This is a genomic window from Isoptericola jiangsuensis (assembly GCF_002563715.1).
In the GTDB taxonomy this organism is placed as follows: Bacteria; Actinomycetota; Actinomycetes; order Actinomycetales; family Cellulomonadaceae; genus Isoptericola; species Isoptericola jiangsuensis.
The window spans coordinates 3626185-3650850 of sequence record NZ_PDJJ01000001.1 but is presented as its reverse complement, the minus strand read 5'-3'; the positions used below and the strand labels follow the sequence as shown (position 1 = coordinate 3650850).

The window sequence follows — 24666 nt, the reverse complement described above, 5'->3', positions numbered from 1 at the left end:
CAGCGCAGGTTCCCGCGACTCAGCGCGGTTTTCCGCGAGTCAGCGTGAAATCCGTTCAGTCAGCGCGGGATCCGGGTCCTTCGTTCGTCGGGTTCCGGACGGTGGAGGCGTGCCGCGCGTCGTCGCGTTCACGGGCCCCAGGGGGCCCTCCACTTCGGGTCTGACGACGACGCGCGGCACCCCTCCACCGTCCTTCGGCCTGCGGTCCGATCCCCGTGACTCAGCGCTGATCAACGTCAGACAGCGCAGAGTCCGGTCAGTCAGCGCCAAGACCCCTCAGTCAGCGCTGGCGTCGGTCAGCGCGGGTTCTCGCGACTCAGCGCAGTTTTCGCCGAGTCAGCGTTCGTTCCCGCGAGTCAGCGCAGTTCCTGCCGAGTCAGCGTTCGTTCCCGCGGAGTCAGCGCAGTTCCTGCCGAGTCAGCGTTCGTTCCCGCGGAGTCAGCGCAGTTCCTGCCGAGTCAGCGTTCGTTCCCGCGGAGTCAGCGCAGTTCCTGCCGAGTCAGCGTTCGTTCCCGCGGAGTCAGCGCAGTTCCTGCCGAGTCAGCGTTCCTTTCCGCGAGTCAGCGCAGTTCCTGCCGAGTCAGCGTTCGTTCCCGCGAGTCAGCGCAGTACCCGTTCAGTCAGCGCACGTGCCCCGCGAGTCAGCGCGGGCTCTCGCCACTCAGCGCAGTTTCTGGCGAGTCAGCGCTGCTCGCGGCGGTTCAGCGCAGAGGACGGCGAGTCAGCGCGAGCTTCGTGGTGAAGCCCGCGCTGACTCGCCGTTCCGTGCGCTGAGTGAACTTCGTTCACGCTGACTCGCGGGATCCTGCGCTGACTGGCGCCGATCTGCGCTGAGTCGCGGGATCCTGCGCTGACTCGCGTCAGACGTCGGTCGTGGTGGACGTGGTGCCGCTCGTCGAGCTGTCCGTCGTGCCGCCGGTCGAGCTGTCAGTCGAGCCGCTCGTGGACCCGTCGGTCGTGCCGTCGGTCGTGCCGCCCGGCATCTGGCCGCCGCTGTCGGGCGGGGTGCCGCGCTCGGGCCGGGTACCGCCGTCGGGCATCGTGCCGTCGCCCGGCATCTGACCGCCGCCGCCCATCGACCCGGACACGGTGTCCTCCGCCGTGGCCGTCCCGGCCTCTGAGCCGTTCACCTTCACCGTGTACTCGTCGCCGGCGGCCATGCCGTCGGCGGTGAACGCCAGCGACGACGTCGCCCGGGTCAGCTCGACCGACGCGAGCACGGTGCCGTCCGACGACGCGACCTCCACGGTGGCGCCCTCCTCGACGCCAGCGCTCAGGCTCGCCCAGCCGTTCGTCACGTCGACCGAACCGGTCGCGGCGTTGCCGGACGTGACGACCGCCCCGCCGGTGATGGTGGTCGTGCCGTTGGCGTCGAGCGCGCCCTCGCCGCCACCGCCCATGGCCTGCCCCGAGTCGGCGGAGCCGGACCCGGCCGCCTCGATGACGGTGGTGCCGCCCGAGATCTCGATGACGCCGTTCGAGTCCAGCCCGTCCGTCCCGGCGACGGCGTGCACGGTGCCGCCGGTGATGGTGAGCGACGCGCCCTCCTGCACGGCCATGTCGCCGCCGCCACCTCCGCCGCCCGGGCCGCCCGGCATCGCCTGGTCGGCGGTGCCGTCGGTCGCGCCGTCGGTGGTCCCGTCGGTCGTGGCGGAGTCGTCGGACGTCGTCCCGTCGGTCCCGGAGTCGGTCCCGGAGTCCGTGGTCGTGTCGGTCGACTCGTCCTCGGGCTCCTTCACGGTCGCGTTGAGCGCGTCGTCGCTGGAGGTGACGTCGACGGTGCCGCCGGAGACGGCGATGACGGCCGCCTCGAGACCTTCCTCCGACTCGGTCACGGTGAGGGTGCCGTCGACGACCGCGACGTCGGTGAAGCCCTGCACGCCGTCGGACCCGGCCGCGACGGTCAGCTCGCCGCCCAGCAGGGCGACGTATCCGGCGGTGGCGTCGTCCTCGTTGTCGGACTTGAGGCCGTCGCCGCCCGCGGTGACGTCGATCGTGCCGCCTGACACCACGAGGTAGTCCTTGCCGCGGATGCCGTCGTCGACCGCGGTGACGGTGATGTTGCCGCTCGCGACGACGAGCCCGTCCTTGCCGGTGATGCCGTCGTTCGAGTTCCCGACGACCTCTAGGGCGCCGCTGCCGGAGATCGCCATGTCCGCGGTCGAGTACAGGGCTGCGTTGGCGGCGTTGTCCTCGTCGGTGGCGGCGTACTCGGCGGCGTCCTCGAGGCGGTTGGTGGAGCCGTCGGCGAGGACGACGTGCACCTGGTCGGCGTCGCGCACGTCGATCGCGGCACCCGTCGACGACGTGATGTCGGCGCCGTCGAGCACGAGCCGCACCACGCCGTCGTCGGCCGAGTCGACCTTCACCTGTCCGGCGAGGCTGCCGGACAGCACGTACGTGCCGGGCGCGGTGAGGGTGACGGTGTCGCCGTCGACCTCCACGCCGTCGGTCGCGGTCGGGTCGTCCAGGTCGACGGCGATCTCGTCGGCGGTGTCCCAGGTGGACGCGGCGAGCTCGACGGTGTCGGACGCGTCGAGGTTCTCCGCGAGGACCTCGGTGGCCGTCATCCCGACGGACGACGTGGCGGACACCTCGCTCGTGCTCGTCGAGGAGCCGGCGGCGCTCGTGGCGGTCGCGTCGTCGACGCTGCACGCGGCGACGGCTCCGAGAGTGAGGACGCCCGCCGCGGCGGCGGCGACGGCACGGGTCCAGGGGTGGCGGGTCCAGAGGGGCAGGTGCTGCGGGTTCATGCGGGTGATCCCTTCGGTCAGGCGGCCAGGCGCTCGCGGCGCAGGCGTCGCCAGGGGTGGTCGGGGAGCTCGGGGCGCAGGACGGCGAGCCCTGTCGCGTACTTGGAGATGCGGTCGGGCCGGTGGCCGGCCCGCCACAGGAGGCGGTCGACGGACGACGGCGCGGTGCCGGCCTTCGTCTCGACGACGACGAGTCCGCCGACGTCGGCCCAGCGCGCGTCGGCGTCGGGGCCGGGGGCGAGCCGCCAGGTGAGGTCCGTGTCGAGGGTGACGCGGGCGTCGGGGGCGAGCACGGTGGTGCGGCGGTAGTGGGAGGACAGGACGGGGCTCAGGGCCGTCGACGGGGGCGCGGCGACGCGGGCGGCGGCGAGGCGGTCGTCGACGAACCCGGCGGCGTCGGGGGTGAGGCGCGGCCCGCCGTGCTCCGCGGGGACGCGCTCCTTGACGGTGACGCCGCGGGCGGCCCGCGTCTTGACCTCGAGGAACGTGCCGCCGGTGTCGACGTAGGTGCGGGTGCGGACCTTGAAGCGGCGCCGACGACGTCGGGCGGCCTGGTGGAACGTCATCAGGTCGGCGGTGTCGTAGTAGGTGGAGGCGTAGGTGAAGGTGCGGCGGCCGTCGATGTCGAGCACGCGGGCAGTGGGGGAGAGGGCGGCGAGGAGGTCGGCGACCTCCGCGGGCGTGAGGACGTACTTGCGGTCGACGCGGGTCTGGAGGGCGGCGGTGGCGTCGAGCTCGGCGAGCGTCACCGACGGGCGCGGGGCGAGGCCGTGCGCGACGACGTCGGCCGCGGAGGGGGCGACCGTCATCGGGTCACCGCCAGGTCGGCGTGCCGCGGCACGTCCACGGGGTCGGGCGGAAGGTGGGCGGGGGCGACGTCGGTGCGGTAACGGACCTCGACGACGGTGGTGTCGTTGGCGAGGTCGAGGCGTTCCACGGACGCGCTGTGGACGAGGCCGCCGAGCAGGTGCTCCAGGTGGGCGACGAGGGCGCCGTGGTCGGAGATGGCGCGGTCGACGACGACGCGCGTGGTGCGGTGCGCGGCGAACAGGCGTGGGCTGTCGGCCAGGGCCATGACGAGCAGGATGAGGGCCATGCCGGCGACGGACAGCCAGCCGACGGACGCGCCGAGGCCGCCGAGGAGGCCGAGCGCGAGGGACGCGAAGTAGTAGGCGACCTCGTGCTGCGACAGCTCGTTGGAGCGCAGCCGGATGATCGACAGGACACCGAAGAGTCCGAGCCCGAGGCCGGCGCCGACGCTGGACTGCGCGAGGACGGACGCGACGGCCAGGACCCCGATGTTCATCCCGAGGAACGCGACGACGAGGTCGCGGCGCCGGTGGCGCGGGAAGTAGAGGGCGAACGTGAGGACGGCGACGGCGACGGCGTCGATCGCGTAGAGCAGGTAGGGCGACATGGGTGCGTCTCCGGGTGTCGGCGTGCGGCGGCGGCCGCGACGGCTGGCAGGGGCTTGATGAACACCGAGTGAACACGGCCGGACCGCCGGGGGGCTGTGGTGGGCCTGCGACTTTCCTGGGAACGCTGGGACGACCCCGGGGGCCTTGTCAGGCGAGATAACGAATCGGTGGAGATCCCGGTGTGTCCCTGGTCACAGGCGACTCCCAGGCGCTAACTTGCAGGAGTCCGAACAAACTCCTGTTCCCCAGTGAGGCTCATCGATGAGACACCGTTCGACCCCGAGCCGCCGCGCGGCCCTCGCCCTCGTCACCGCCGGCGCGCTCGTCGTCGGCACCGGCGCCGCCGCTCAGGCCGCCAAGCCCACCGCCCCCGACGCCGGATCCACGCACGACGCCGACGGCGTCAACGGATTCCGCACCCTCGGCTACTTCCCCGGCTGGGGACCCGGAGACTCCCACGACTACGAGGTCGCCGACCTCATCAAGACCGGTGCCGTCGCCGACCTCACGCACCTCACCTACGCGTTCGGGAACATCACCAGCGACCTCGTCTGCGACATCAGCGACGAGACCGTCGGCCCCGACGGCATCGACCCCGGCACCCTCGAGGGCGACCCCGAGAACGACTACCTGCGGCTCGTCGGCGCGAAGGACTCCGTCGACGGCGTCGCCGACACCGCCGACCAGCCCCTCGCCGGGAACTTCAACCAGCTCCGCAAGCTCAAGGAGCTGTACCCCGACCTGCAGATCACCATCTCGCTCGGCGGCTGGACCTGGTCCGACAACTTCTCCGAGGCCGCGCTCACCGCCGAGTCCCGCCAGCGCCTCGTCGACTCCTGCCTCGACGTCTACCTCGACGGCAACCTGCCCGTCTACGGCGCCCAGGGCGGCGACGGCGTCGCCGCCGGCATCTTCGACGGGTTCGACATCGACTGGGAGTGGCCCGCCGCCACCGGGGAGCACACCTCCCCGAACCCCGACGTCGACAAGGAGAACTTCCTGTCGCTGATGGAGCTGTTCCGCGCCGAGCTGGACGAGCGCTCCGCCGTCACCGGCGAGGACTACCTGCTCACCGGGTTCGCGCCCGCCGGCTGGGGGCCCCGCACCCAGGGCGGCTGGGTCGACCCGCGTCTCGCGGACGTCGTCGACTTCCTCAACATCCAGGGCTACGACTACCACGGCACCTGGGTGGCGAACCGCACCGGCCACCAGGGCAACCTGCACCCCTACGCCTGGCCCGACAACCCCAGCGCCAACTGGGGCCTCGCCGCCGACGGCCTGCTCGGCGCCTACCGTGCCGCCGGGTACGACGACGACCAGATCGTCCTCGGCCTCGCCGCGTACGGCCAGGGCTGGCGTGGCGTCGACGACCCCACCCCCGGGGCCGCCGCCGAGGCCGCGATCGGTGTGAAGAACTACTCCGAGCTGCACGACCTCGGCACCGAGTACTACGACGAGGAGGCCGTCGCGGCCTATCGGTACGACGGCGACCAGTGGTGGAGCCTCGACACCCCGCGCTCCGTCGCCGCGAAGGCCGACTGGATCGCGGAGAACGGCTACGGCGGCGCCTACTTCTGGGACATCGCCGGCGACTACAAGAACCAGCTCGGCAGCACCCTCGCCGACTCGTTCCGCGCCGCCACCCCCGGCCCCCTCGTCGAGGGCCCCGGCGCCGCCCCCTGGTACGCCTCCGGCGTGTACACCGCCGGTGACGTCGTCGCGCACAACGGCACCGAGTACCGGGCCCGCTGGTGGACCCGCGACCAGGAGCCCGGCGAGGGCAAGAAGAACCCCTGGGTGGAGGTCGGCCCCCGCGGCACGTTCCCCGTCGCCGCCGAGGACTGCGCCCCCGCCTTCGACGCCACCGCCACCTACACCAAGGGCGACGTCGTCTCGAAGGCCGGCGTGAACCACACCGCCATGTGGTGGACCCGCGGCCAGGTGCCCGCCGCCAACACGTGGAACGCGTGGGACGCCGGGACGCCCTGCGCCTGACCCCGACCGCCCGGCGGCAGGCGCCACCTGCCGCCGGGACGCCGCACGGATGGTGCGGGTGTAACCCGGGTTACACCCGCACCACCCGCCCGCCGACGGGCGCCAGACCGGTGCGTGACCCACGTCGCGTCCCCGGATTTCGTCCGGAGGCCACCGGTCCGGTAGCATCGTCAGGCCGGTCCGTCCGGCGAAGGTAGCGTGTCCGAGCGGCCTAAGGAGCACGCCTCGAAAGCGTGTGTGGGTGCAAGTCCACCGTGGGTTCAAATCCCACCGCTACCGCCACCCGAAGGGCCCCACCCGCAGCATTATGCGGATGTGGGGCCCTTCGTCGTTCCCCGGTCACCAGATACTCACCACTTTGGCTCCCGCGCTGCGCCATCATGGCGGAGTGAACGAGCGAAGCAGGCTGTGGAAGAGCACGGTGTCCGGCGTCCTCGCCCTGCTGAACGACGTCGACCCCTACGGGCTGGAGCCCGGCCTCCCGGACGGCGCTCCGCTCGACGAGTACGAGCTCGAAGCCGAACCCATCGCCCGGCACCTCGTCGACGACGGATCGATCACGGTGGAGCAGGTCGACGCGATCTGGCTCCACTGGTTCGACGAGTCGCTCTCGGGTCGGCTCAAGCGGCGCACCCTGAAGAAGTTCATGGTGAGCCTCAACGAGCTGGCGAGCCCGATCCAGCACTCGCCGTGACCTTCTAGTCGTCACAGGGAACACCGACCTCTCGGGTGAACCACTCCAGCTGGTCCGCCATGACGGCGATCTCGACGCGGCCGGAACCGGATTCGACCTCCAGCACGGCAGACCGCGGATCGATCCCGTCGAACTTCCACCCTTCGCGGTTAGTGGCTTCCCGGACCGAGACGATGCGGTCGACGGACACCGAGAGCCGGTACAGCGAGATCCGCTGGGGGGAGACCGTCCAGAGCCCTGGGTTCCAGGTCGACGTCACGCCTCGTACCCCTGCTCCCCGGGCACGGACGGAGAGATAGATCCGCCCCTCCGCCTGAAGCTTTCGTCGCTTGCGGGCGTTCCAGCGGTCACCGAGCTTGGCACCGATGAGCACGCCGATGGTGTCGGTGATCCAGTCCCCGATCACTCGCCTTCACCTCCGGCTTCTGCCCTCACCGTCACGACTTCGCTCCCATTGTGTCTGGCTGAGGTCGACGTCGACGCCTGGGTGACGAGCTGATCGATCACCGTCCGCAGGTCCGGGGCGACGTGGGTCCGCTTCACGTAGTGCCGCACGGTGGTGCCCTCGTCGGCGTGGCCGAGCAGCGCGGTCGCGTTGGCGACGGTGGTGGAGTTGGCGACCTGGGTGGCGACGGTGCGGCGGAAGTCGTGCGGCGTGACCTTGGTGCCGATGGCGGCCTGGGCGTCGCGGAGCTGGTCGCGGATCCGGCTCGGCGACCGAGGCGTCGCGTTGGTCGACGGGAACACGAGGTCGTCCGGCCCGCCGTCGAGCCCGAGGTCCAGCGACTCGGTGACGGCCGCGACGACGAAGTCGGGCAGCGTGATGGTGCGACGCGACGTGTCCGACTTGGGCTTGGACTGCCGCAGCAGCCGGCCCTCGACCCGGACGATGGTGCCGGTGACGGTGAGCGTCGGGATCGCCGCCTCGAGGTCGAGGTCCGCTTCTCGTAGCGCCAGGCACTCACCGATCCGCAGCCCGGTGCCGAGCATCGTGTCCACGATCTGCGGCAGGAGCGTGATGTTCCGCCGACCGCGGGGGAGCGCGGGACGGTCCTCCCACTCCCGCACGGCCTTGCGCAGCAGGGCGATGTCCTCCAGCCCGAGGGCACGGACCTCGTCGCGTCGCGGCTTGCGCACCGTGACGGCGTCCCGCACCGGGTTGAACGGTGCCGCCCCGTAGCGGACGCACATCATCATGACCTGCGACAGCACGTTGCGGGCCTGCCGGGCGGTGTCGAACTTCCGCGCCGAGCTGAGCGCCATGAGGACCCGGTTCACCGCGACGGGAGTCACCTCCCGCACCCGCAGCGCCCCGAACGCCGGACGCAGGTCCCGCTCCAGCACACCGAGGTACGTCGCCAGCGACTGCGGCGTCACCTGCCCCTCGGCCCGCTTCTCGGCCACCCACTGATCGAAGGCCACCGTCATGCGGGTCTCCGGTTTGAGGGTCGCGCCGCCGTTGCTGGTGCCGTCCCCGCTCGCGCGGTGCAGCTTGTCCTCCAGCGCGCGCTGAGCGGCAGCCCCGGACCGGCCCCGCGCCTCGACGCTGCGGAGCACGCCCGACACGTCGCGGTACCGGGCACGAGCCCGCCAGGCGCCGGGGGCGACCTCCGTCCGGCTGATGTGCCCCCAACGACCCGGCTCGATGGGTGGGCGGGCCATCGGTCAGCCCGCCGCGTCGCTGTCGGTGACGCTGTCCAGCCACGCCTCGACGTCGTCGGGCCGGTAGCGCAGCCGAGCGCCGACGTGGACCACCTTCGGCCCACCCCCACGGCTCGACCAGGCGTACACGCAGTGCAGACTCACGCCCAGGTACTCGGCCAGCTCGCTCGGCGTCATGAGGCGTCGGCGGCGGGTCGTTCGGTCGATCTGGGTCACGTTCGTGGTGCTCATGATGCTTCCTCCTACGTCGTCGTGGTGGAGCTGCTGATCGCTTCGATTTGAGTCGAGCGCCGTACTGAGAACGTGCGACGAATACTCTCGCCCGGGTTCTGATCGGTGGACTAGCCTCGGGCCAACCCGCCCAAGGCGTGCCCAACCGGTAAAGGTGCGTCCTGCCCGCAGTTTGGAGAGGGTGGCAGCCCGTTCGAGCCGGGCCGGGTCCAGAAGTCCCTCACGCTGCGGGCGTGATCGGGACTTCACCCCCGCGGGTGCGCGCTTTCCACTGGGCGTACTCGCGGGCACGCGCGGCTGCGGCGTCGGCGAGGGCCTTGTCGCCGGGGTTGGTCCAGCCGGTGCCCTGGTAGGTCCAGTGCCCGACGACGAGGGTGGTGCCTTCGTCGTCGGCGAGCAGGCGCGCTTCGAGGTCAGCGGTGTCCATCGGGGTGCCGTCGCGGTCGGCGTCGGCCTTGAGCCGCTGGAACCGGGCGCGGGCGCGGCGCAGGCGACCGAGCGGGATGGAGTAGCGGCGGGACTTGCTGGAAAAGTGGCCGCGGAAGCCGAGCATGTGCGCCCACTTGGCGAGCAGCCGGTACGGGCTGTCGGCGCAGTGGCCGCAGTGGCAGCCGTCGTCGTCCTCCGGGTCCGGGCCAGCGACGCTACGGCAGGCGGTCGCGGCACGTTCGGCGAGCCACCGGCAGGTGCGGATGAGTCGCTGGTGGTGCGGGCGTGGCTCGGCGGCGTCGGTGCCGGTGCCCTTGGTGGAGTACTTCGCGAGGTAGCCGGCGACCTGCTCGGGCCGCAGGTCGTCGGTACCGTCGTCGTTGTCCGGCACGCCGGAGCGCACGCACCGCACGTCGAGCTGCTGACCGAACCGCAGCACCCGCGACACGTCCGCCCCGTCCACGGGCGGCGCGGTGACGACGACGGAGCGTGCGGCAGCGCGGACGGCGTCGGCGAGGACGTCGCCCGGCAGCGGGGCGGGGGAGCCGGGGCCGTCCGGCCCGTCGAGGCGGATGAGCGCGTGGAAGTGGACGAGGCCGCGCACCTGGTACTCGGCGACCTTCGCGAACTGCACGGATGCCACCCGGGCGAGGTCGCTCTCACGCACGCCGAGGGCGTCGGCCACCTGGCGGCGCATCGCGATGGTGAACCGCCGCCACAGCTCGGGCGCGTGCCACTGCCACACCACGGCGGACTGCCAGTCGTAGCAGGCGTCGCACAACGGCCCACCCACGGCCGCGTCGTGCTCGGCATGCTGCGCGGTGCAGGAGCGCGGACGCCCGTGCGGGCAGACGCCCCGACCGTGCGGGCGGCAGCGCCCGCCACCACCGTGCTTGGTGCGCGTGCCGTGGACGTGCCCGAACGACGGGGCGGTGAGCGTCGCGAACACGAGCGGGTTCTCCGCGACCTCGGCGGGGACGGTCTTGCCGCCGAGCAGCCCGGCCCGGATCATCTCGAACGTGTCCCGTGCGTACACGCGCGAGCAGGCCGGGCACACCGACTCACGCCGGTTCCCGCACGCCCGGAACAGCGTGCCCAGCGGAGCGTCGTCCGACCGGAACTCCGCCAGGATCTCGCCCGTCGCGGCGTCGATGGTCCGCGACGAACCCGTGAGCCGCACCGGATGCGAGCAGTAGCCCGTGCGCGCCACGGCGTCCGCGAAGGCACCCGTCGTGCGGTCCCGCAGACGCCCCACGATCCCGGCGACAGCGGCAGAGGAGAGCGCCCCGAGGTCGAGCGGCGCATCCGGCCCGAACCCGGGAAACCCTCCCTGCGCGCTCTCAGTCACGGCGAGCCCCCGACGTCGCGGGCTGACGCGGCGTGCGCGGCTTGCGCTTGCGAGGCGTCGTGTTGCCCGACGTCGTCCGCACCGGCCGTGCGGGAGCGTCGCCGTCCGCAGCGGTGTTGGTGTCGCTGTCGCCGTCAGCGCCAGGAGAGGCAGCGTTCTCCGCCGTGGGCGACTCGATGAGCGGTGTCGGGGGTGCGGGGTAGGTGGCGGCGACCATGCGGATGAAGTCGTCGGTCCAGTAGTCGGCGCGGACTCGTTCGATGTGTCCGTCGTCGCCGACGAGGTAGCCCGCGCCGGGCATCGTCGGTGCGATGTGGTGGGCCGGGGCGAGGGCGGCGGTGCCATCCCCGAGGACCATGCGGGTCTCTGCGGCCGAGGCGAGGCGGAGGGCGATGGTCTGGGTGAACAGGTCGCGCATGCCCACGGTCTCCTTGCGGGGGTCCTGGACGAACGCGACGACCATGACGCCGAAGGCGCGGCCTTGGGTGAGGATCAGCTTGAGCAGGGTGGCGGCTTCGTTGACGACGTCCTTGGCGGCGTAGGCGGTCAGGACGGCGAGCTCGTCGATGAGCAGCACATGGATCGGGTCGCCGGGGACCGGGGTGAACATACGGGCGTGGCCGCGCATGACCTGCTGACGCCCGACGATGACGCGGTGCAGGTCCGCGAGGAGGCGGACGGCGTCGGGTTCGTTCATGGCGACGTGGGAGAACATCGGGGAGCCCACGGAGACCTCGACGCCGCCTTTGAGGTCGATGCCCCACAGGCGGGCCATGCCTGCGTGGGCGGCGGGGGCGAGGTTCCCGGCGATGCCCCAGAAGATCGAGCCCTTCCCCGCGCCGGACCGTCCGACGACGAGGGTGTGTCGTGCGGTCAGGTCGAGCCGCCAGGGGGTGCCGTCCGAGCAGCGGCCGAGGGTGACGGCGCCGGTCTCGATGGTCTCGGGGATGGTCGGCAGGGTGGGGATGTGCAGCAGCTCGCGCATCGTGAGGGTGAGTTCGAGCCAGCCGGCGCCGAGGCGGCGGGTCTCGACGGCTTCGGCGCCGAGGCAGGTGGCGATGGCCTCGGCGGCGCTGGTCAGGTCGTCGAGCGTGTGGCCGAGGCGGGCACGTACCTGGAACGTGAGGGTGTTGCCGTCCGCGCGGACCCGCTTGAGCCTCGGGACCACGCGAGCGTCCGGGGTGGTGAGGGTGAGGCCGCAGCGTTCGGCGATCTTGGGCCAGTGCTTGCGCAGGTGTCGTCGCCAGCCACGCCGACGCAGCGGTCCGCCGAGGACGTTCTCGTACGACAGGGGATGCACCGCCGCCCACGTCGCTCGCAGGAGCGAGAAGGCGGGGACGCACCACAGCACCAGGTAACCCACGGTCGTGTGGTCGAGGATGAGCAGCACGTTGCCCGCGATGCCGCAGGCGAGCAGCCACCGCCAGGCTTGCGCTGTCCACCAGACGAAGCACCACAGGGCGGAGGCGATGGTGCGGGTGATGCCCCACGCGATTCGGAGGGCGTCCATCACGCGGCCTCCGTCCCGGCTGAGCCGTCGAGGTCGTCCCACCACGGTTCGACCGCGGGGAACGACCGGACGGGGCGGGTCAGGTCGGCTGCGCAGCAGACCGCGAACGCGGGCGTGGCGCCCGCGGGGGAGGACCAGACGGTGAAGCCGCGGGCGTGGTCCTCGGGCGGGTAGTCGGTGACGTCGCCGAGGCAGAGCAGCCGGGCCAGGTGCTCGGCGTCGGCCTGCGCGTCGACGTGGACGGAGATCGCCGTGCGGGACAGGGCGAGGTAGGTGAATCGTCCGTCGACCCAGTCGACCAGGTCGCCCGCGACCTGCAACAGCTCCACCGGAGCGAACCCCACGTCGGGGACGTTGGTGTTCATCAGGCGGCGCTCTTGGACTCGGGCGGCTTCGCGACGGTGCGGCCCTGGCCCGGAGCCACGATGTCCGTGGCGCGAAAGGACCACGCGATGCGGGGGCGGACACCGTTGTCGTCCACGTAGGGCAGTGCGGTGAGCCCGACGAACTCGACGGGCGTCCACGGCATCCCGGACTTGTTCTCGGGCGGAACCGGCTGGTACTTCGCCGCAAACTTCACGGTCACACCGATCTCCTTCCGACCGGCGTCCTCGTCACCGTCGATGACGACGCACTGCCACAACGGCAGGCCCGTCTCCTTGTCGTGCTGCTGCGGACGCGAGCCGTCAGCACGCCTCTCACCGTTGAAGTCCGCGACCGCCTCGACCTCGCCCCGCAGGAACGCGCCTTTGGGGAATGCCACCGCGTGCCCTACCTCGAACCGCTGCTTCATCGCCATGGGACTCGCCTCTCCGTTGATACCCCCTAAACCCAGCGAGCGGAACGCTGGCCGGGTCGGATCGAACAAGGGGTTGATAGGTACTAAACACGCTAGACCGCAGGTGCGCGCCTCGTCAAGCACTGTCGAGGATGCCTAAACTCAAAGGGTGCTACTCCCCGACGACATCGACGCGATCCGACAGGAGCCCGACCCGATCCGGCAGGCCCAGCGAGCCGCTGCGCTCCAAGCCGTCTACCAGCAGCACTCGACCGAGCTCGGTCGGCTGCGACGTGCCGGGATGGAACGTGCGCACGTCGAGAAGGGCATGTCGTACACCGACGTGGCGAAGGCCCTGGGGATCACTAAGGGTCGCGTCACGCAGATCCGCTCGTCGGCCCCACCTGCCGCACGCGCACTGTTCGGGATCGGTCCCGTGACAGTCGTGCTGCCGTACCGCTACCAAGTGACCGATCGGGAACGGCCGCTGCTCGCTGCCGAGGACGTGGCAGCCGGCGACCTCGCCAAGCAGCTCTTGGAGTCCTTCGGCTTCACGACCCGCACCGCGCAGGTCGGCCCGGACGACACGGAGCTCCCGGAAGGCGACCTGTTCGTCATCTGCGGCCCGAAGTCGTCACCGGCTGTCGCGGACCTTCTCGACACCGATCCGCGGTTCACCATTGGGCGTGACGAGGACGGTTGGTTCATCGAGGACCGGCAGACTCACGAGCACCATCGTTCGCCCATGGACACCTCGGGCGGCAGCACTGATGTCGCCTATGTGGCGCGCCGTAGGGAGGGCAGCCGCACGATCACACACGTAGCAGGACTGCACGCCATCGGCTCCTTGGGCGCACTCACTCAACTGACCGATGACGCTGCTGAGCTCTTCAGCACCACGGAGGGAGGGGACTTCTCCCTTCTCGTCGAGAGCAGTCACGATGGCCTGACGATCACCAGTGCAGTGGCCCTGGGCGCGCCCCGGCGGTGGGACGACTGATGCGGGTCGCAACAGCGATGCTGCCCGAGGCTGCTTCGTCACAAGACCGCATACTCGTGACCAACACGGCTGTCATCGTCCTCGATGGCGCTTCGGCCTTCGTGCCGGTCGACGTCCCGACCTCTACCTACGTCGACACCTTTGGCAACAGCCTCATAGACGGCCTCGCGGCCAAGCCCCAGATTCCACTCGCCGACCTTGTAGCGCAATCAATCAAGGAGACCTCCTCGGCGCTCGACCTCCATCCTGATGCCGCTCCGTCGAGTACCGTTGCCATCGCACGCCATGACGATGAGGGCCTCGACCTGTTTGTCCTCGGTGACAGTCAGATCGCGACACCCCACGGCGTCTACGTCGACACACGGATCGACGGCGTCGCTCAGGAGGAGCGCGCAAGGTACAGAGCGCGGCTCGCTCAGGGTTACGGCTTCGACGAGACACACCGCGAACTATTGAGGGCGCTCCAGGCAGAGCAGGCGCGACACCGAAACGCCGACGACGGGTTCTGGATCGCAGAGGCGGCCCCAAACGCCGCCCGCCACGGACTCGAAGTCCGCATGAGCCTCGACACCACACCGTGGCTAGTCCTGGCGACTGACGGCGCCTATCGACCTATGCGGCATCTCAGCCTTGACGTATGGGCAAATGTCGCAAAATTGAGTGGTGTGGAGTTAGCAAGCCTCATGCGTGACTTGGACACTTGGGAGGACTGCGAGGATCCGGACGGATTGACACTTCCCCGAGCCAAGCGCCATGACGATAAGGCCTTAGCTGTCATTCGCTATGGGTAGACATCGTCACAAGAGCCATTCCGCGGGAATTAGTGCAGCGCCGTTGCGCCATCTCTCCCGCACTGCCTCCTGGAACCAGTTCTCAGGAAGATCGGCATGGTCGCAAACAATGACCTGAAAGTCCGGCGCGAGGTCCTGGACGGCATCGTACATCAACTCAAACATCGCCCTCACGGCGAGGCGATCCGCATCTTCACTCGGCAGGCCGCTCGAATTGTCGTTCTCCGCGGGATAATGAGCTTGCGTTGGCTGATCGAGCATGAGGAATCGCGGAACAGGCCGACTCTGGCGGACAAAGTAGCCGTGCAACGCGAGATGAGTAGCTAGGTGATAACCCACCCAATTCTTAGCGCTACCAATGCGGGAGAGTCGGGCAGGACCGGAGTCGGTATCGGCAACGATCGTGAGTCGCGAGAGATCCAGGCGGACGTCGTCGTCGCTGTGCTCCAATCCCAAACGCTCGGCGAAGCGCTTGATGTCTCGACCCACCGCGACCAGCCTGGAGGTCAACTGTTCTCGACGATTTTCGTCGTCAAGGTCCGCACCAAGTTCGGCTACGAAGGAACGCGCGCTCTCCAACTGTTGACGAATCACTTCTAGCGAAGCGTCATCCACCACGGCCAATCGTGCAAGGATTGCGTCGATTCTGCCGCGCGTAAAGTCGCGCCCTTCCGCTCCGGACTCTTCCTGGATACGGTTGGCCCTTTGAAGGTCCTGCAGCGCGGACTCGGCGACTCGGAGGTGCTCTCGTAGTTCGGCCGCCTCCAGGTCCAGGCTCTCCAGAGATTGTCGCTGGGACGGCCGGGCACCAGTCAACGTGCCAACTTGAACTCGCAATTCTTCGAGGCTGCGCCCGAGGACTTCAGCGGTCGGGTCCGCATGCTCGAGATGACTTCCACATGCAGGGCACTCGCGCGAACTGTGATCGAGGGATCCGCCGTCGCTGGCAGCACTTGGAACGAGATTAAGTGCCGTGAGGCGAGACTCTTGCTGGGAGAGTGCCGTCACATATTCATTTGCGGCTCGGTGCTCATTAAGTAGTAGGCTGCGATTCTCCATTACTCCGCGGAGTGTCTTCCTTAGTTCATCACGCTGATCCTCGAGTGCGTGACGTCTACTTTGCTGCTCGGGCGTTTCCGCGTATGTGACCGGTCCGGCAGGCGCGGAACGTGCCGCTTGGAGCGCCCGCACTAGTGACAGGCGATCCGGCTCCGGAAGTGCGGTCACCAAGCCCACAGTGAGTGCCTCGGCGTGCAGTGCGCTAAGTTCCACATCGATTGTCTCCACTATTCGGAGAGCGCGCTCGTACTCTGCTTCTAGCCGTGAAAGCGTTCGCTTCGCGTCGCGAAGTTGAGCGCGCTTCCTAGCCTCGTCTGGTGCGAGAGCGCCAAGGAAATAGGGAATTGAATCCTTGAGCGCCTGGTCGATTCCTTCCTCGCCCATCCGATGGAATAGCAGGGACTGACTGGCGACCTCCGACTGAGTTTGGAAGCAAAGCAGTGCCGCGTGTCCAATGTTCGCTTCGAGCGCGTTCCTCAGCGACCATGGTCCTCGCTCGATCTGATTTTCCTCGATGCCGATCCTGCGCCCAAGTTGGTGCCTAAGTTGGCGAGAGTCGGTGTTGCCTCGGAGCGCTTCCAGCGGGGGTATGTCTAGGTTGCTCCCGAACTCAAGCATTGCGACTGTCGTACTTGCATTGTGGCCGGCTGGCCGGGGGCGCGCCACGAATGCCTGATCGCCCGACGTGTTTAGCTGCCAGAGGCACCCGTACCACACGACGGTATCCGATATTGGACCCACAGGAACGAGATTTGTGGAGCGGCCGAGACAGTACTCAACTATTGTAAGAAGTGCGCTCTTGCCGGTGCCTGACTGGCCAGTCACGATATTGAGCGCACCTGGCTGGAAGTCAAGTCGTCGTACACGTCCGTCCGCGTTGTATAGGACGAGGGCGAGAAGTTGCATGACGCTAGGGTGCCACACCGAGGATCACGAACGCAGTCGCTGGCTGCTCGATCTTGGTGAGCCACTTGCCAACGAAGCCCGCACGAGTCACGACTCGGTGCACATCGCTGTTGGGCTCAAGGGTGTGGCCTCGTCCCTGTGCCAGCGAAGCCGTGAGTCCGCCTTCCTGGTTGAGCTCCAGCATGTGGTGCCTGAAGCCGAAGCGGAGGCCATCCTGGACCGCGCCGCGAAGCGACTGAGCTCGCTGGCCAAAGCCTGCGTGTTCGACAGGATGCCTCGATACCCAGGTCGTCAGGTTTGTACGGGTGTCGCGGGGGAGTGCCTCGCGAGTCCCGCGGTGTAGCACAAGCGGTGCAACGAGATGAGCGTAATACCAAGGCATAGCCCGACCTCCCGCTTCAAGGAAGCGAATCGCGGCGCTTGCAGTGATGGCTGCAAGTAGCGCCGGATTGAGCATTGCGGCTTCCGTGCGTGATCTTTGTTCCCAGGCCGTCATTATTCTCCCTGCCCATTCGATTCTAGACAAGTATCGGAGCCCGCCCCTGCGAACTAGATTAGTGTCGCGAGCGACTCCAGTCTTTCTGCGAAATCCGGATGCCATCCGATTCGGTGTGTTTCTGACGTATGCCCGGCGAGTTCGTGCCTTTTGCCCCGGCCGTAGAATCCCTCGTTGTAGTAGGAGCGCACGCTAACCGCCGTAGACTGAAGTAGATAGTTCAGTAGCTTTCTACCTGCCCGACGCTTCACCTTCTCCGCCGCGTCGCTATCCAGGTGTTCTAACTCTAGGTCTTGAACCATGTTGTAGAACTCGCGTTGCCATTCGAATCGAAGTTCCTCTTCGAACCTTCGCAACTCATGAAGCCCAATTAGGCTATCGCTTAGCCATTCGGTTTCCTGGGTCACGGCTCGGTGATAGTCGATAATCGCATTTCGCAAGGATGGCCCCGCGTAGTCCACCATCTCTAGTTGCTGGACGAAGGTCGCGTCCGAATAGAGGTCAATCTGATCGTCCGAAACGGCTGATATCTGGACTGTGGTGGGGAGATTCTCCGTCGTGTAGCTATCGCGAAGTTCACGGATGTAGGTGCGAATCTCTGTGACCGAGATAAGGGTACGTCTACCTCTGAGCATGTCGACGGCGACGTTCGCCCAGTACAGCCATACCTGCGCGACGAACTTATCCTCGATGGCTGTTCCGCCGCTTGGTAGCGCATAGGCCAAGGTGACTCGCACCGCGGACTCGAGGTCCTCCGGAGGTGGCTGGCCATCAAGTACCCTCACGCGCTCTAGCAGGCTCACGAGTTCGGTTCGATCCTTGGCGAGGAACGCTTCGCGTGCGCGTTTAGTGTCGTCGTTTGTAGAGTTTGTTGCGGCAGCGATCAGTTTGTTCAGTGCTAAGTCGGTATTGCGGCTCGTGGGTCTCAAGGCAAAGGCTGCTGTACCTGGACTCGCAACGGAAGTTGTGATTAGGTTCAAGTCTGGCCCCAAGGGATCGATCGAGTCGGGGCGGTCCATCCAAACCTGGATTGTTTTCCACATGTCAACCGCCATGTCTCCGAGGCCTGCCGAAGTGCTCGTCGAATGGAGCTTTACCTGTAGTAGTTCGATTGGGTCGTCTGCGTCAGTATCGGAAGTCCAGGCGATATCATCATGCGTCTCTAGCGTCATGGCCTGGTCCGGCCTAGCATTTCCCTTGCGTAGCAGGTCAACGAGTGCCCAATTGGTCTGATATAGGTAACCCGCCGCTGACGCTGCCGCGCCGTGCCCTGTCATGCGAGTGTCCTTCCGTCGACCGCTCGGCGCCGAGAACGACGGTCCTGGGCGTCCTGCAATAGATCATCGATGACCCGGATGGCCTGGCGCGAGCCTACTCTGAGGCTCCTGGGGAGGGAACCTGTCCGACGCAGATAGCTTCGTGCCCCACTTACCGGGAGAACTTTCCCTACTGCCTCAAGGCGCGGCTCCGCCGCGCGGTCGGCCTGCCGGGCGGGGCCCCGCGCTCCGCTCGCAGGCTCGCTTCGCGCACCCCACCCGTTCGGCCTCCCGGAACGGCGAAGGCGGCCCCGAGTCTCCCCGGGACCGCCCTCACGGCCATCTGCGTCGGGCAGTAGTTACTCGTCCGACTGGTTGCCCCTGCGGTTCAGCGCCTCGAGCTCGGCCCGAATCCTGACGAGCTCCTGGCGCGTCCCAGCGCCCGAGTTCAGGATCAGGCCGACTACGAAGATGATCGTCCCCGAAGCGATGAAGGGCACGGCTGTGTCGACGCCGGGTTCACCGACGCTCCAGATCAGGCCGATGGCAAGAAGAAGGGCACCTACTACCGTCGCGGTCATGGCCTGGAGTCTTGCAGGTCGTTCGACAGGTTGGGCGTATCTGCCCAGATTCCGGCTGCGTGCGGCACACGCTTGTAGTCTGGCGGCGTGACGCTTCGTGCCGACGTGCACCAGATGATGCGTGATCGGCCCGCGACGCGCGTCTGGCTCGCTGTCCTTGCGAGCGGCGCGCGCGACTTTGACGAACTGGCGACTGCGGCTGGTCTGACGCCACTCGGCCGGGCATGGGTGGAGATCGACCGCGGACGCGCCGAGCGATTTCTTGCGGGACTGCTCCGCTTCGACCTTGCCTACAAGAGCGAGGTTATGACACAGCACCGAGCGGATTGGCTCGCTGGCGAGTTCGTACGAGCATTCGGTCGATACGATGTTCGCTTCGCAACTAACAGCCCGGACCTGCCGGACGGGGCGGCGTTCGGTTGGGATCCCGCGACTGAACACACCTTCGATGCGGGGCTTGCCGTCATCAGCACGATGGGTGCGGCAATCTACTGGGTGGCTGACGAGGACTAGGGCGGTCTCAACTACGCCAGTGAGGCGTGGGCATTCGAACGATCTTGCGTTCCGGCCCCGCACCGACCGCCGAGCATCCGGCCGACTCCGGCCCGCGTCAAGAGCGCCTGCGGCGTCGCTGCGCGATGGCCTGCGGCCACCCTGGACCCGGACCTCCGCCGCCCTCTGGTGCTCCGCTATCGGTTCGGCGCCTCGGAGTGTCCTCGCCGATCGGTCTCCGGATTGCCTCCACATTGGTCGTCGGATTCGTGCCCGCCAGAGGAACGCGGTCCAACTGGCGGCGCGACGAAGGCCCAGGTCAGGCGCCAGAACTACCCGGGCGGGCAGTCGCGACCAACGCGGCACGGTCAAGCCCACCGCTACCGCCACCCGAAGGGCCCCACCCGCGAGATTCCGCGGCTGTGGGGTCCTTCGTCGTTTCCCGTACTCCTTTTTCACTCCGTCTTGCGTCCAGAGCGGTCGGCGAGAGCACGCGAGTACCTTTCCGCCATGGACCCGGTCACTGACCCGCTCAAGCCATGGCGAGCGCTCGACGCGCAGCGGGACTCCCTGCCGCTCGAGGTGCAGGCGATCTTCATCCTGATCTGCGTGGAGAGCGTCTTGGCGATGCGCCCGGTGCCGGATCCCGAAGGCCAGGAGTACGTCCGCGCGATCTGGGACTCGCTGGCGCGAGATCGATCGGCGCTGTCCGAGGTTGCCGAGAGCCTGGGCAGCAGGCCGGACCTTGATGACCGGGACGACATCGCCGCCCTGTACTACGCGGTGGCTGCGCTGGGTGGATCCCACGATGGCGCGCGATGGGGCGCCGACCGCCTGCGCGATGACGCCTATCGACGGATACCCGAGGTCGCGGACGACCGCTCCTTCGGACCGCTCGGTGATGACACGGCGCACGACGTCGTCCAGGACGAACTTCGCTGGCAGCGCTCGATCCTTGACTCGCTGCAGACCGTAGGGCGTGCAGTGGACTGTGCACGGCTGCGCGAGAGCGCACGAGCCCGCCGCCCCATCGATCGTGGTTGAACGACGCTCAGCGATCACGACGCACCTCCTCGTCGAACGCGCCACTCGTCTGCGTGACGAGCTGGTCGATGACGACCCGCAGGTCCGGGGTGACGTGGGTCCGCTTCACGTAGTGCCGCACGGTGGTGCCCTCGTCGGCGTGGCCGAGCAGCGCGGTCGCGTTGGCGATGGTGGTCGAGTTGGCGACCTGGGTGGCGACGGTGCGGCGGAAGTCGTGCGGCGTGACCTTGGTGCCGATGGCGGCCTGCGCGTCGCGCAGCTGGTCGCGGATCCGGCTCGGAGCGCGCGGCGTGGCGTTGGTCGACGGGAACACCAGGTCGTCCGGCCCGCCGTCGAGCCCGATGTCCAGCGACTCGGTGATCGCCGCGACCACGAAGTCCGGCAGCGTGATGGTGAGGCGCGACGTGTCCGACTTGGGCTTGGACTGCCGCAGCAGCCGGCCCTCGACCCGGACGATGGTGCCGGTGACGGTGAGCGTCGGGATCGCCGCGTCAAGGCGCGGCTCCGCCGCGCGGTCGGCCTGCCGGGCGGGGTCCCGCGCTCCGCTCGCAGGCTCGCTTCGCGCACCCCACCCGCTCGGCCTCCCCTCAGCGGCGAAGGCGGCTCCGAGTCTCCCCAGGTCCGCCCTCATGGTCATTCGACTCAGGCCGTAGCTACTCGCCCGACTGGTCACTCCTACGGTTCAACGCCTCGAGCTCTGCGCGAATCTGGACGAGCTCCTGCCGGGTCCCAGCACCCGCGTTCAGGATCAGACCAACCACGAAGATGACCGTTCCCGAAGCGATGAAGGGCACGGCCGTGTCGACGCCGGGTTCGCCGACGCTCCAGATCAGTCCAATGGCAAGAAGAAGGGCACCCACTACCGTCGCGATCATGGCCTGGATTCTTGCAGGTCGGTCGACCGTTCGGGCGCATCCGCCCAGGTCCTGGGGCTGACGTGAGCGTTCCGGCCCCGCACCGACCGCCGAGCATTCGGCCGGCTCCAGCCCGCGTCAAGGGCGCCTGCGGCGTCGCTGCGCGATGGCCTGCGGCCACCCTGGACCCGGACCTCCAACGACCTCTTGTGCTCACCCACGCGGGAGAAGGCGGCCCACTTGACTGAGGGCCGTCTGCGTCCAATCACGGGTCGGGACTACTTGCTCACGCTCGCCCTGCGTCGAAGTGTTCGCGCGTCGACGGCCACTCCCGTCGCCGCCGCCAGCCCGACCAGCACGAGCGGTGCAGCTGCCATCGCCGGCATGCCTTCACCGAAACGGGCGGACGAGCCAAGGACGGCACCGATACCCGCGCTAGCTGCGACGAGGAGTGGCGGCCACCACCATGAGATCCGCGATCCCCACAGGATGAGCGCACTCACGCCCATTCCGAAGACCATGGGCACGAGGCCGGCCTGTGCTCCCTCGATGCCGGTACCCACAGGGTCCGCGATGGCATAGGGGCTTCCAGCGACCAGCTCGTCCGTCCACGCCCACCCGAAGACGTACGCCACCAGGCCGGTCAGCAGGGCATTGAGGTATGCGAAACCCACGCGGGCCCTCAGCCATGGAGTTCCGTGTGTTCGGTGGCGATCGATCACGGGCAACACCGTAGCCACTGCGTCGTTCTCCGAGGTGGTCACGTTTCGGAGCCGACCGCCGAGCATCCGGCCGGCTCCGGTCCGCGTCAAGGGCGCCTGCGGCGTCGCTGCGCGATGGCCTGCGGCCACCCTGGACCCGGACCTTCAGACCTCTGGCGCTCCGCTATCGGTCGGGCGCCTACCTGTGTGCAGAGCAGGGCGGGAAGTCTGGCGGCGCACCGGGGTCTATTTCCTGCCCTTCTTGAACCCCGCGAACGAGGACAACCCGAGTGCGCGCTTATCGACAGGTCGGCCAGACCCCTCGGCGAGTCTAAGGGCCGGCCTTCGACATCAGCGCAGGTGGGGACTTTCCGCGCGGAGTTCGCGCGCCCCGCCCGCGAGGGATGCCGTCACGCCTGGTCGTCCCGAGGCCTCGCTGCCCGCCGGGCGCCCGTCGTGGAGAACCCGGCCAGCGCGGCCAGCTCGGCGCGGTTCGCGGCACCCACCTTGCGCAGCAGGTTCGCCACGTGGAACTTCACCGTGTTGGCGCTGATGGCGAGCTGTTCGGCGATCTCGGCGTTACGGCGTCCGGCGGCGACCAGCGCGAGCACGTCGCGTTCCCGGGAGGTGAGATCGGCGTCGGCGTCGATGGCGAACTCGCGGCTGGGCGGGTCCAGGGGCAGCGTGATCGCGAGGTTCGATCCCCAGCCGGGCGTGGCGTCGACGCCGAGCACGCCGTGGAGGGCGGAGACACGCTCGGCGATGGGGCGCAGCCCGTCGTCGTGCACGTCTCGGGTGCCGCCGCCGTCGTCGCGGATGCCGATGAGCAGGTTGCGGCCGTCGCAGTCCCAGTGGATCCGGACGCGCCGCGCGTCACCCTCGTCGAGGAGGCTGAGGACGGCGTTGCGCACGATGGCGCGGGCCTCGTGGGCGACCGTCCCGGGGAGGGCCCGGCCCGTCGTCGGCGGCTCGACGAACTCCACGTCGAGCTGGCCGAACCGGACCAGGGGGCGCAGGTCGTCGCGCAGGCGCGCGAACGCCCCGACCACGGGCTCCAGCAGCGTGAAGGTGCGCTGGTCGGTCGCGGTGCGCAGCTCGACGAGGGCGCTCGCCGCGACGTCCACGGCGGCGGCCCGGGAGGAGGCGTCGTCCAGGCGGCGTGACCGCAGCACGGCGAGGATCGACTCGAGCTGGACGGCGTGCCGGTCGGTCTGCTCCGCCAGCGCCCGAACGTACTTGTGGACCACGGACCGCTCGTCCACCGCCTGGCTCTCCATCCCGTCACCCTACCCGCGGCGGGCCCACCCGAACGGGTAGGTGGGCTGCCCGCCCGGGGCGATGCCGAGCGGGTGCCGGGCGGCGCACGATGGCGGCATGCTTGAGACACGCCCGGCGGCGTCGGCCGCCGTCGACACGATCCTGGACGAGCTGCACGCGGTGCTCACCCGGGTGCAGCACGACCAGGCCGACTCCCTCGACCGCCTGTCCGCGGAGCTGACCGGCGCCCGGGCGGTGTTCGTCCACGGTGCCGGCCGCTCCGGGATCGCCGTCCGCGGCCTGGCCATGCGCCTCATGCACCTGGGCCTCACCGCCCACGTGGTGGGCGAGACCACCACGCCGGCGATCGGCACCGGCGACCTCCTGCTCGCCGTGAGCGGCTCGGGGACCACCCCGGGCGTCGTGCGTGCCGCCGAGACCGCGGTCGCTGCCGGTGCCGCCGTCGCCGCGATCACCAACGACCCGGGCTCGCCGCTCGCCGGCCTGGCCCGGGTGACCGTGACCGTCGGCGCGGCGTCGAAGACCGACCACTCCGGGACCGCGTCCGCGCAGTACGCCGGGTCGCTGTTCGAGCAGGCGGTCGGCCTCCTCGGGGACGCCGTCTTCCACGGCCTGTGGCAGCGCTCGGGTCTGGCCGCCGCGGAGATCTGGCCGCGCCACGCCAACCTCGAGTAGACCCGCCCTCCACCTCTGCACCCCGCACGGGCCGACGCCGCCAGCCAGGCCCCGATCGAAAGGCACCACCCGTGAAGCTCCAGTTCGCCATGGACACCCTGACCACCGCCAGCGCCCTCGAGTGGGCGGCCGCCGCCGCGCCGCACGTCGACATCCTCGAGCTGGGCACCCCGCTCATCAAGAGCGAGGGCCTCGCGGCCATCACCGCGATCAAGGAGGCGCACCCGGACAAGACCGTGTTCGCCGACCTCAAGACGATGGACGCGGGTGAGCTCGAGGCCGACATCGCCTTCGCCGCCGGCGCGGACCTCGTCACCGTGCTCGGATCCGCCGGGGACAGCACGATCGCCGGTGCCGTCAAGGCCGCGCAGGCGCACGGCAAGGGCGTGGTCGTCGACCTCATCGGCGTCGCGGACAAGCCGGCACGCGCCCGCGAGGTCGTCGCGCTCGGCGCCACGTTCGTCGAGATGCACGCCGGTCTCGACGAGCAGGCCGAGGACGGCTACACCCTCGACACCCTGCTGCGCGACGGCAAGGACGCGGGCGCGCCGTTCTCCGTCGCGGGCGGCGTCAGCGTCGACTCGATCGGGTCCGTGCAGGCGTCGGGCGCCGACGTCGCCGTGGCCGGCAGCGCCATCTACAGCGCCCCCGACATCGCCGCCGCGGCCGCCGCGCTGCGCGCCGCCATCGGCTGACCTCCGGCCTCGGCCTCGCA

Annotated in this window: 26 protein-coding genes and 1 tRNA gene; 9 read left to right on the top strand and 18 right to left on the bottom strand. The window is 69.1% G+C overall.

Features of this window, described 5'->3' with window-relative positions; translation table 11 throughout:
- Window positions 1-860: 860 nt before the first annotated feature.
- From ATJ88_RS16450 to ATJ88_RS16440, 3 genes are read right to left on the bottom strand one after another with little or no spacing between them, the layout of a single operon-like run.
- Window positions 861-2753 (bottom strand): carbohydrate-binding domain-containing protein, encoded by a 1893-nt coding sequence (locus tag ATJ88_RS16450; protein ID WP_098464762.1) that lies wholly within the window; start codon window positions 2751-2753, stop codon window positions 861-863.
- Between the two features lie 17 nt (window positions 2754-2770).
- Entirely contained in the window at window positions 2771-3562 is a 792-nt protein-coding gene (locus ATJ88_RS16445) for a polyphosphate polymerase domain-containing protein (RefSeq protein ID WP_098464761.1), read from the bottom strand.
- Window positions 3559-4170, bottom strand: coding sequence for a DUF4956 domain-containing protein (locus ATJ88_RS16440; protein ID WP_098464760.1), 612 nt, complete (start codon window positions 4168-4170; stop codon window positions 3559-3561). Before ATJ88_RS16440 ends, ATJ88_RS16445 begins: the two co-directional genes overlap by 4 nt.
- A gap of 262 nt (window positions 4171-4432) precedes the next feature.
- Between ATJ88_RS16440 and ATJ88_RS16435 the strand changes: the two genes are divergently transcribed.
- From ATJ88_RS16435 to ATJ88_RS16425, 3 genes are all read left to right on the top strand, one after another.
- Complete coding sequence (locus ATJ88_RS16435; RefSeq protein WP_098464759.1) at window positions 4433-6166, top strand: glycosyl hydrolase family 18 protein; 1734 nt, start codon at window positions 4433-4435, stop codon at window positions 6164-6166.
- Between the two features lie 192 nt (window positions 6167-6358).
- Window positions 6359-6448: transfer RNA gene (locus ATJ88_RS16430), tRNA-Ser, on the top strand.
- Window positions 6449-6554: 106 nt separating this feature from the next.
- The gene (locus tag ATJ88_RS16425; RefSeq protein ID WP_141538716.1) at window positions 6555-6860 is read left to right on the top strand and encodes a hypothetical protein; all 306 of its coding nucleotides are present in this window, start codon (window positions 6555-6557) and stop codon (window positions 6858-6860) included.
- Window positions 6861-6864: 4 nt separating this feature from the next.
- Here ATJ88_RS16425 and ATJ88_RS16420 read toward each other — a convergent pair whose 3' ends face one another.
- The 7 genes from ATJ88_RS16420 to ATJ88_RS16390 form a co-directional block, all read right to left on the bottom strand.
- Window positions 6865-7266, bottom strand: coding sequence for a hypothetical protein (locus ATJ88_RS16420; RefSeq protein ID WP_098464757.1), 402 nt, complete (start codon window positions 7264-7266; stop codon window positions 6865-6867).
- The gene (locus ATJ88_RS16415; RefSeq protein WP_141538715.1) at window positions 7263-8522 is read right to left on the bottom strand and encodes a tyrosine-type recombinase/integrase; all 1260 of its coding nucleotides are present in this window, start codon (window positions 8520-8522) and stop codon (window positions 7263-7265) included. Before ATJ88_RS16415 ends, ATJ88_RS16420 begins: the two co-directional genes overlap by 4 nt.
- Before the next feature lie 3 nt (window positions 8523-8525).
- The gene (locus ATJ88_RS16410; protein WP_098464755.1) at window positions 8526-8753 is read right to left on the bottom strand and encodes a helix-turn-helix transcriptional regulator; all 228 of its coding nucleotides are present in this window, start codon (window positions 8751-8753) and stop codon (window positions 8526-8528) included.
- 220 nt (window positions 8754-8973) lie between these two features.
- Window positions 8974-10530: a replication initiator gene (locus ATJ88_RS16405; protein ID WP_211287533.1), complete on the bottom strand. Its 1557-nt coding sequence runs from the start codon at window positions 10528-10530 to the stop codon at window positions 8974-8976.
- Window positions 10523-12040: an FtsK/SpoIIIE domain-containing protein gene (locus tag ATJ88_RS16400; protein WP_098464754.1), complete on the bottom strand. Its 1518-nt coding sequence runs from the start codon at window positions 12038-12040 to the stop codon at window positions 10523-10525. The genes ATJ88_RS16405 and ATJ88_RS16400 overlap by 8 nt, the downstream gene beginning before the upstream one ends.
- Complete coding sequence (locus tag ATJ88_RS16395) at window positions 12040-12405, bottom strand: hypothetical protein (RefSeq protein WP_098464753.1); 366 nt, start codon at window positions 12403-12405, stop codon at window positions 12040-12042. The genes ATJ88_RS16400 and ATJ88_RS16395 overlap by 1 nt, the downstream gene beginning before the upstream one ends.
- Window positions 12405-12803, bottom strand: coding sequence for a plasmid replication, integration and excision activator (locus ATJ88_RS16390; protein WP_211287532.1), 399 nt, complete (start codon window positions 12801-12803; stop codon window positions 12405-12407). Before ATJ88_RS16390 ends, ATJ88_RS16395 begins: the two co-directional genes overlap by 1 nt.
- A gap of 184 nt (window positions 12804-12987) precedes the next feature.
- Between ATJ88_RS16390 and ATJ88_RS16385 the strand changes: the two genes are divergently transcribed.
- A complete protein-coding gene (locus tag ATJ88_RS16385) occupies window positions 12988-13818 on the top strand; it encodes a hypothetical protein (protein WP_098464751.1) in 831 nt (276 codons plus the stop codon).
- Between the two features lie 56 nt (window positions 13819-13874).
- Window positions 13875-14609, top strand: coding sequence for a hypothetical protein (locus ATJ88_RS16380; RefSeq protein WP_141538714.1), 735 nt, complete (start codon window positions 13875-13877; stop codon window positions 14607-14609).
- A gap of 6 nt (window positions 14610-14615) precedes the next feature.
- On the opposite strand, the gene ATJ88_RS16375 is transcribed toward ATJ88_RS16380, so the two are convergent.
- From ATJ88_RS16375 to ATJ88_RS16360, 4 genes are all read right to left on the bottom strand, one after another.
- Window positions 14616-16286 (bottom strand): DUF3732 domain-containing protein, encoded by a 1671-nt coding sequence (locus ATJ88_RS16375; protein WP_211287531.1) that lies wholly within the window; start codon window positions 16284-16286, stop codon window positions 14616-14618.
- Window positions 16287-16578: 292 nt separating this feature from the next.
- Complete coding sequence (locus ATJ88_RS19150) at window positions 16579-17070, bottom strand: three component ABC system middle component (RefSeq protein ID WP_098464749.1); 492 nt, start codon at window positions 17068-17070, stop codon at window positions 16579-16581.
- A 53-nt stretch (window positions 17071-17123) separates the two neighbouring features.
- Window positions 17124-18347 (bottom strand): ABC-three component system protein, encoded by a 1224-nt coding sequence (locus tag ATJ88_RS16365; RefSeq protein ID WP_098464748.1) that lies wholly within the window; start codon window positions 18345-18347, stop codon window positions 17124-17126.
- A 338-nt stretch (window positions 18348-18685) separates the two neighbouring features.
- Entirely contained in the window at window positions 18686-18907 is a 222-nt protein-coding gene (locus ATJ88_RS16360) for a hypothetical protein (RefSeq protein WP_098464747.1), read from the bottom strand.
- An 87-nt stretch (window positions 18908-18994) separates the two neighbouring features.
- Between ATJ88_RS16360 and ATJ88_RS16355 the strand changes: the two genes are divergently transcribed.
- Together ATJ88_RS16355 and ATJ88_RS16350 are read left to right on the top strand one after the other, a co-directional pair.
- Window positions 18995-19420, top strand: a complete 426-nt coding sequence (locus ATJ88_RS16355; RefSeq protein ID WP_141538713.1) for a hypothetical protein — start codon at window positions 18995-18997, stop codon at window positions 19418-19420.
- Window positions 19421-19909: 489 nt separating this feature from the next.
- Entirely contained in the window at window positions 19910-20443 is a 534-nt protein-coding gene (locus ATJ88_RS16350) for a hypothetical protein (RefSeq protein WP_098464745.1), read from the top strand.
- 7 nt (window positions 20444-20450) lie between these two features.
- On the opposite strand, the gene ATJ88_RS16345 is transcribed toward ATJ88_RS16350, so the two are convergent.
- From ATJ88_RS16345 to ATJ88_RS16330, 4 genes are all read right to left on the bottom strand, one after another.
- A complete protein-coding gene (locus tag ATJ88_RS16345; RefSeq protein WP_170023680.1) occupies window positions 20451-21074 on the bottom strand; it encodes a site-specific integrase in 624 nt (207 codons plus the stop codon).
- A 22-nt stretch (window positions 21075-21096) separates the two neighbouring features.
- Window positions 21097-21318: a hypothetical protein gene (locus ATJ88_RS16340; RefSeq protein WP_098464743.1), complete on the bottom strand. Its 222-nt coding sequence runs from the start codon at window positions 21316-21318 to the stop codon at window positions 21097-21099.
- A gap of 257 nt (window positions 21319-21575) precedes the next feature.
- Window positions 21576-22061, bottom strand: coding sequence for a hypothetical protein (locus ATJ88_RS16335; RefSeq protein WP_141538712.1), 486 nt, complete (start codon window positions 22059-22061; stop codon window positions 21576-21578).
- Window positions 22062-22408: 347 nt separating this feature from the next.
- The gene (locus ATJ88_RS16330; protein WP_098464741.1) at window positions 22409-23275 is read right to left on the bottom strand and encodes a helix-turn-helix transcriptional regulator; all 867 of its coding nucleotides are present in this window, start codon (window positions 23273-23275) and stop codon (window positions 22409-22411) included.
- A gap of 97 nt (window positions 23276-23372) precedes the next feature.
- Between ATJ88_RS16330 and hxlB the strand changes: the two genes are divergently transcribed.
- A complete protein-coding gene (gene hxlB, locus ATJ88_RS16325; RefSeq protein ID WP_098464740.1) occupies window positions 23373-23951 on the top strand; it encodes a 6-phospho-3-hexuloisomerase in 579 nt (192 codons plus the stop codon).
- 71 nt (window positions 23952-24022) lie between these two features.
- Window positions 24023-24646, top strand: a complete 624-nt coding sequence (hxlA, locus tag ATJ88_RS16320; RefSeq protein WP_098464739.1) for a 3-hexulose-6-phosphate synthase — start codon at window positions 24023-24025, stop codon at window positions 24644-24646.
- Window positions 24647-24666 lie beyond the last annotated feature (20 nt).

Coding starts and splice junctions, on each gene's coding strand:
- ATJ88_RS16450 (WP_098464762.1), bottom strand. CDS start 2,753: ATGAACCCGCAGCACCTGCCCCTCTGGACCCGCCACCCCTGGACCCGT.
- ATJ88_RS16445 (WP_098464761.1), bottom strand. CDS start 3,562: ATGACGGTCGCCCCCTCCGCGGCCGACGTCGTCGCGCACGGCCTCGCC.
- ATJ88_RS16440 (WP_098464760.1), bottom strand. CDS start 4,170: ATGTCGCCCTACCTGCTCTACGCGATCGACGCCGTCGCCGTCGCCGTC.
- ATJ88_RS16435 (WP_098464759.1), top strand. CDS start 4,433: ATGAGACACCGTTCGACCCCGAGCCGCCGCGCGGCCCTCGCCCTCGTC.
- ATJ88_RS16415 (WP_141538715.1), bottom strand. CDS start 8,522: ATGGCCCGCCCACCCATCGAGCCGGGTCGTTGGGGGCACATCAGCCGG.
- ATJ88_RS16410 (WP_098464755.1), bottom strand. CDS start 8,753: ATGAGCACCACGAACGTGACCCAGATCGACCGAACGACCCGCCGCCGA.
- ATJ88_RS16400 (WP_098464754.1), bottom strand. CDS start 12,040: ATGGACGCCCTCCGAATCGCGTGGGGCATCACCCGCACCATCGCCTCC.
- ATJ88_RS16395 (WP_098464753.1), bottom strand. CDS start 12,405: ATGAACACCAACGTCCCCGACGTGGGGTTCGCTCCGGTGGAGCTGTTG.
- ATJ88_RS16375 (WP_211287531.1), bottom strand. CDS start 16,286: ATGCTTGAGTTCGGGAGCAACCTAGACATACCCCCGCTGGAAGCGCTC.
- ATJ88_RS19150 (WP_098464749.1), bottom strand. CDS start 17,070: ATGACGGCCTGGGAACAAAGATCACGCACGGAAGCCGCAATGCTCAAT.
- ATJ88_RS16365 (WP_098464748.1), bottom strand. CDS start 18,347: ATGACAGGGCACGGCGCGGCAGCGTCAGCGGCGGGTTACCTATATCAG.
- ATJ88_RS16360 (WP_098464747.1), bottom strand. CDS start 18,907: ATGACCGCGACGGTAGTAGGTGCCCTTCTTCTTGCCATCGGCCTGATC.
- ATJ88_RS16350 (WP_098464745.1), top strand. CDS start 19,910: ATGGACCCGGTCACTGACCCGCTCAAGCCATGGCGAGCGCTCGACGCG.
- ATJ88_RS16345 (WP_170023680.1), bottom strand. CDS start 21,074: ATGAGGGCGGACCTGGGGAGACTCGGAGCCGCCTTCGCCGCTGAGGGG.
- ATJ88_RS16340 (WP_098464743.1), bottom strand. CDS start 21,318: ATGATCGCGACGGTAGTGGGTGCCCTTCTTCTTGCCATTGGACTGATC.
- ATJ88_RS16330 (WP_098464741.1), bottom strand. CDS start 23,275: ATGGAGAGCCAGGCGGTGGACGAGCGGTCCGTGGTCCACAAGTACGTT.
- hxlB (WP_098464740.1), top strand. CDS start 23,373: ATGCTTGAGACACGCCCGGCGGCGTCGGCCGCCGTCGACACGATCCTG.